Raw genomic sequence first — 5,963 nt, 5'->3', positions numbered from 1 at the left:
AATTGCCCCTATCAATTATCAATTATCAATTATCAATTAAATTAAGGCTTCCGACTCACCTGTCGATTGTTAATATAGTTGTAAGTCAATCGCGATACCGCTTGGACAAAATCGCGAGCGCGGAGATCGTTAAACGATCGCTTGACAAAAATCCCAGCCAAATAGAGCTTACCATTGGGCATCTCGACAATCCCCGCATCGCCAATCAATCGCCCCAGCGTCCCTGTCTTATGAGCGATCGCCGCACCTTTACCCAAACCGGCGAATAACAGCTTCCGATTCTCAGTTTGATTGAGGATATCCAATACTTTACTACGACTGGCTTCACTGAGGAGCTGGTGCTTGGCAATTAAGGCTGATACTCTCACCATATCCGCAGGGCTGGTTGTATTTAACCCTTTAAAATCTCCTAGCAACCGATTGATAACTGTTTTGCGCAGTCCCCAATTCTTGAACTGACGATTGAGCACGGCTCGCCCACCCAACCTGTCAATAATCATATTCGTCCCTGTATTGTCACTAATGGCGATCATCTTCGTGGCTGTCTGCAATACGCTTAATTTCGCACCAGGACGATACTGGAGTTCGCCCGAACCGCCAGTGATCAGATCGCTTCTGACAGTGAGTGTTTCATCCATCCGCACTTTGCCCGCATCGACAGCTTGAAATAGTGCCATCAGGATCGGCAATTTAATCGTACTTGCCGCTGGAAAACTTTTCTCACTATTGATCTCTAGATAATTGCCAGTATCCACCTCCATAATAAACATCCCGGTCGATCGATAGCCATACTTCGCTGCTAATACCTGAATTTGGCTCTTGAGTGCGGTCATTTCCTTGCCGATGGGAACGACACCCGCAAAGACAATCGGACTAATCGGGACGGATTGAACGGTACCCGTACTTGCTGTCGAAGCTCCTCGATCGAATGATCTCAATTTGATCGACCAGCGATTTGGAATATCGCTGCGAATAATAATATTTTGGGGGTTGACACCATAGCCAGGAGCCAGTTCGATCGCCAAGCGGGTGGTATTATCCTCAGATTGACCGATCCGTACTTCCCGGACTGCGCCACCAAATTTTTTGCGCACAGTTGCCTCGGTCATTTTCGTACCCGGCAAATCGACAATCAGGCGGTAAGGACCATCTAACAATGTGGCTGTGGGTTGGACTCCAGTATCGGTGCCAAAGTTTAGTTGATTGCGACTAGCATCAAATTCCCAGCCAGTGAATTTGCCTGCGTGAGCTGGTGCGGCTAAACATAAACACGCACTAGTAATCAGTCCGGGGAGGAGCCAACTTAATTTCATAGAGAGAGGATTGTGATGTAATGGTAGAGCTAGATCCGCAACAGGCTTGGCGATCGAAAAGATGCTCGATGATGAGGCCATCTCTATTTAGATACTGATTCGTTGGCGTAGCCTCTCCTTTGGAGAATCTTCGGTTGACTCGATACTGTGCTACACCAACGTGTAGCCACTGAGATCCGAAGGCGGGGTAAGGTTCGCGATTATTGGTTTAGTTTTCACCCAGATGATGATTAGCATTATTAGGTTCCGTTAGTCAATTGATTTATTTGATCTTAAAACCATCAAACTCATTCTCATCATCAGTTTAGAGGCGATCGACTAATTTTCTGCAACAATCGCGACAATCGACTGGCGACTATTTTAGTTATATTAAGAAGTATTACGAGCTTTAGAGATAGAATTCACTCTGTGGATTCGACTGGGAGGTTGAGGCTCGATTCCGCAAAGCGGAGGCTACGCCAACGCCAATAGCCCCAGTCGCCATCCCCTACCTTAATTTTGTGAGGACAAAGCCCATGACTACTGGCTTACAAGACTATCGATCGCCATCGACGACTGAAGAAATACTCGTCGCCAAATTTTTTCACACCTCTGCTGGTCACTGGTTATCCGAACGTCGCTACTATACCCTCCCTGATGGTGATACTCAGGAAGTTGTCAGTGAGATTGAAATTAGATTCTTGGCGGCTGGCTGCCCCCAATTGCAAACGTTAGCGCAATTACATGGTTTAGATGCGCTGGCACTCACCTGTGGCAGCGAAATTCATTGGGATAGCCAAGACTCAGTCACTGGCAAAAAAGCTTCCAAAGGTAGTACTTTATTCGGCGCACTGGGCAATATCTTATATCGCGATCGCGGTTTTGCAACACCTAAACCAATTACCGCAATTTATCATTTTCCCCATCCCGATACCATGTGTCTGAAAACTGAATATCAAGGTTCGGTATTTGAAGAAGAAATTAAACTAGTTGGCGAAAAATACCGCACGCGCCAAACAATTATTTCTCGCGCTGGCGAACAAGTCACGATCGGTCAATATCTAGAAAAACGAATTAGGGTCTAGACTCAGAGATGAGTTACTAGTAGTTCATGAATTTATTCGATCGAAATAGGTCGGAATGTTTCCACTATCAAACGAGTTTACTCTCAATGTCTGCGCCTGATGAATTGTTGGTAGGATCCGACTGAATATTACGCTCATTCCCCCTACCCAGAATCGGCCTTATCCTACCGACCCTTCTCTTGTAAAATATCGTCAGGCGATCCTTAATTTTTCCAGAGCAGACAACCATGACCCAGACGACCACCGAACTGGATTTTTCCACCCTTGATGCAGAACTGAGCCAGCAGAGTCCTCAGGAAATCATCAAGCGCGCATTGAGCCTGTTTGATAATATGGCCATTTCCTTCAGTGGGGCTGAGGATGTGGTGTTGATTGACATGGCATATAAGATTAACCCCAATATCAAAGTCTTCAGTCTCGATACCGGTCGTCTCCATCCTGAAACCTATCAATTTATCGATCGCGTCCGCAAGCACTACGGCATCGCGATCGATGTCGTGTATCCAGAGGCAGCTCCAGTCGAAGCCATGGTCAAAGCCAAGGGGTTATTTAGTTTCTACGAGGATGGACACCAAGAATGCTGCGGCGTGCGCAAAGTGGCACCCCTACGGCGTAAATTAGCCACCCTCGATGCCTGGATTACCGGACAACGCAAGGATCAAAGTCCCTCTACCCGTGCGAGTGTCCCCGCCATTCAAGCCGATGGCGCGTTCTCGACCCCAGATCATCCGTTGGTTAAGTTCAATCCGCTAGCTAATTGGTCGTCAGCAGATGTCTGGACGTATATTCGTGCCCTGGAAGTACCCTACAATGCGCTCCACGAGCGCGGCTTTATCAGTATCGGTTGCGAACCCTGTACCAAGCCGACTCTCCCCCAACAGCACGAGCGCGAAGGTCGCTGGTGGTGGGAGGAGGCAACTCAAAAAGAATGCGGTTTACACGCTCCTAAATAGACGTACTGTCGTAGAACTTTACTCATGTGCTAGAATTGACCCTTTCCATGTTTGATTAATATATTAGTGGTTTGAGGGTCGATCGCATGAGTGGTTTACAGGGTCGAGATTTATTGAGCATGACCGATCTGAGTGCTGATGAGACACTCACCCTCCTCCAACTTGCGGCAGATCTCAAGCAAGGCAAAATTAAGCCCAACTGTCGCAAAACGCTAGGACTACTATTCTACAAAGCCTCGACGCGAACGCGGGTGAGCTTTTTTGCGGGGATGAGTCAGATCGGCGGCCAAGTCATCGACCTGAATATTGGGGCGATGCAAATCGGCCGTGGCGAACCATTGGCGGACACTGCGCGGGTCTTGGATCGATATCTGGATGTCCTGGCAATTCGGACTTTCGATCAGGCAGATGTGGCGACTTTTGCGAAATATGCCCAGATGCCAATTATTAATGCGCTGACAGATCTAGAGCATCCCTGTCAGGTGTTAGCAGATTTACAGACGATTCAGGAATGTTTCGGACAGTTAGCCGGATTGAAACTGGCCTACTTAGGCGATGGCAATAATATGGCACATTCACTGATGCTGGGCTGTGCGATCGTGGGGATGGATGTGGCGATCGCCTGTCCGGCTAATTTTACACCCGATCCGCAAATTGTCGATCGAGCAAGATCGATCGCGGCAACTAATGGTACCCAAGTCATCGTCACTCGATCGCCCCAAGAAGCTGCCAGTCAGTCACAAGTTGTCTATACCGATGTCTGGGCGAGTATGGGTCAAGAGACAGAATCGGATGCGCGGCTGCCCGTTTTTCAACCCTATCAAGTCAATCAGGAGCTATTAACCATCGCCGATCCGAGTGCGATCGTGTTGCACTGTCTCCCCGCCCATCGTGGTGAAGAAATTACCGATGATGTCCTCGAAGGAGCAAGATCGAGAGTTTGGGATCAAGCCGAAAATCGGCTGCACGCCCAAAAAGCTTTGTTAGTTAGCGTTTTGGGTGCTGACTAATTCGATCGACAATTAGGAATTATCGCTACCCATGCCAGTAAAGTGTCTGAGGATAATGATGCTGTGGATTGAGCGTTTGTCCGAGTCTCGATCGCTAGACAAGGCCGCTACTAATGTCGTGAGATCGCTTTCTAAGTAATAATATATTTAGGTAGTATTATTTTCGACAAAGGCTGTGAGCATGGAAATCGTCACCTTGACTACTTTTCTGAGTCCCTTCTTGCCTACTTTCTTGAAGCTGGGTGGCAAGGCAGTAGCAAAAGCCACCGAATCGGCATCTGGCAAGTTTGGGGAAGCAGCTTTTAGTAAAGCGCAGGCAGTTTGGGGAAAATTGAGTCCCAAGATTGAAACAAACGCAGGAGCAAAGGAGGCGGTGACTGATGCTGCCAATCATCCTGAAGATGAGGATTTTCAAGCAGCATTAAGGGTGCAGTTGAAAAAGTTGCTAGCTGCGGATGAAGAGTTACGAAAAGAGATCGATCTCATCCTCGATGAAGATGCTCCCGATGGCACTTCTGGCACCCAAATCGCTCAAAATGTGACTGGCGATCGAAATCAGGTAATCGGTCAAGTAAATGGTGGGAATGTTTTTGGCCATATTACGGGTGGGGGACTAACTTCAGCAGAAACTGCGCGAAGGGTTGCTGCTTTTGAACGTTTTGTAGAGCGCAAGCGTCAGGTGTGGAATAGTTTGACCCCAGCAGAGCAAGCCGAGCATGACGAACAATTTGAGGCATTGTATCAGTCTCTAGCAGCATCGAGGAAATAATTTTAACAATGATTGTTTTCTTGGATAGTAATATTCTGGGTTTAATCTCTAATACCAATAGTTCGTTTGATGAATGTCTGCAATGCGAAAAATGGTTTAACACCTTATCGATTCGAGGTGCCCGCCTTGTTACTTCAGATATTTGTGATTATGAAGTGAGAAGAGGATTAATCAGCTCCTTCATTAGATCTGGGAAACCTTCACCAGGCATCGCTATGTTGGATGCACTGAGAATAGATGGATTTTTGGAATTCTTGTCTATTTCTACAGAGGCTTTAGATTTAGCTGCAAACCTCTGGGCTAGGGCATCTAATGAAGGTTTAACGACGAGGGATGATAAAAACATCGATGTTGATATCATTATTTCTGCTCAGTATCGAATTTTGGAAGCTGAGTATCCAGGGCAGCGGGTCGTTGTGGCGACGACTAATTTAAAGCATCTATCGCGATTTTGTGATGCTGCTCGGTGGCAAGATATTAAATTGTAATTGAGTCTCCATAAAATTCATGGAAGATCCTTTACTATTCCTGCAAGTAGATGATTAATGTCCAAATCCTGAACTTAAGCAAGATGGACTGGAGATCGAAACCAGGTAACTGGTGAGCTAAAAAGTGGTAATGCTTTCAATGGCAAGAAAATCTTTCAGGGATCGATCGACAGTTTGATATCCCACGCTCTATCCACAGCCACCCCGACCCTGCGATAATATCGATAGTCAAACCCTACTAAATTTAGGGTGAGTAAACTAACGCAAAAAATCCGATGAGACTGTCCAAAAGCTTATTTGTCACCCTTCGCGAAGAACCAGCCGAAGCCGAAATCCCCAGCCATAAACTGCTCCTGCGGGCTGGAT

Annotated in this window: 6 protein-coding genes; 5 read left to right on the top strand and 1 reads right to left on the bottom strand. The window is 46.9% G+C overall.

Annotated elements, in window-relative coordinates; all coding sequences use genetic code 11:
• Nucleotides 1–41: 41 nt before the first annotated feature.
• Nucleotides 42–1,313 carry a serine hydrolase gene (locus tag RMO27_RS03875; protein WP_309729297.1) on the bottom strand — a complete coding sequence of 424 codons (1,272 nt, stop codon included), beginning with the start codon at nt 1,311–1,313 and terminating at the stop codon, nt 42–44.
• 515 nt (nt 1,314–1,828) lie between these two features.
• On the opposite strand from RMO27_RS03875, the gene RMO27_RS03870 reads away from it, so the two are divergent.
• The 5 genes from RMO27_RS03870 to RMO27_RS03850 all read left to right on the top strand — a co-directional run bounded on the left by RMO27_RS03870 (nt 1,829) and on the right by RMO27_RS03850 (nt 5,597).
• Nucleotides 1,829–2,377, top strand: coding sequence for a phycobiliprotein lyase (locus RMO27_RS03870; RefSeq protein WP_309729295.1), 549 nt, complete (start codon nt 1,829–1,831; stop codon nt 2,375–2,377).
• 227 nt (nt 2,378–2,604) lie between these two features.
• Entirely contained in the window at nt 2,605–3,330 is a 726-nt protein-coding gene (locus RMO27_RS03865; protein WP_309729293.1) for a phosphoadenylyl-sulfate reductase, read from the top strand.
• Nucleotides 3,331–3,416: 86 nt separating this feature from the next.
• Complete coding sequence (argF, locus tag RMO27_RS03860) at nt 3,417–4,340, top strand: ornithine carbamoyltransferase (RefSeq protein WP_309729291.1); 924 nt, start codon at nt 3,417–3,419, stop codon at nt 4,338–4,340.
• Nucleotides 4,341–4,521: 181 nt separating this feature from the next.
• On the top strand, nt 4,522–5,109 hold the full coding sequence (locus RMO27_RS03855; protein ID WP_309729289.1) for a hypothetical protein: 588 nt from the start codon (nt 4,522–4,524) through the stop codon (nt 5,107–5,109).
• An 8-nt stretch (nt 5,110–5,117) separates the two neighbouring features.
• Nucleotides 5,118–5,597: a hypothetical protein gene (locus tag RMO27_RS03850; protein ID WP_309729287.1), complete on the top strand. Its 480-nt coding sequence runs from the start codon at nt 5,118–5,120 to the stop codon at nt 5,595–5,597.
• Nucleotides 5,598–5,963 lie beyond the last annotated feature (366 nt).

It is taken from the genome of Chamaesiphon sp. OTE_75_metabat_556, from assembly GCF_031378165.1.
GTDB lineage: Bacteria > Cyanobacteriota > Cyanobacteriia > Cyanobacteriales > Chamaesiphonaceae > Chamaesiphon.
Note: the sequence above shows the minus strand (reverse complement) of the source record. Positions and strands in the feature narration are given on the sequence as shown.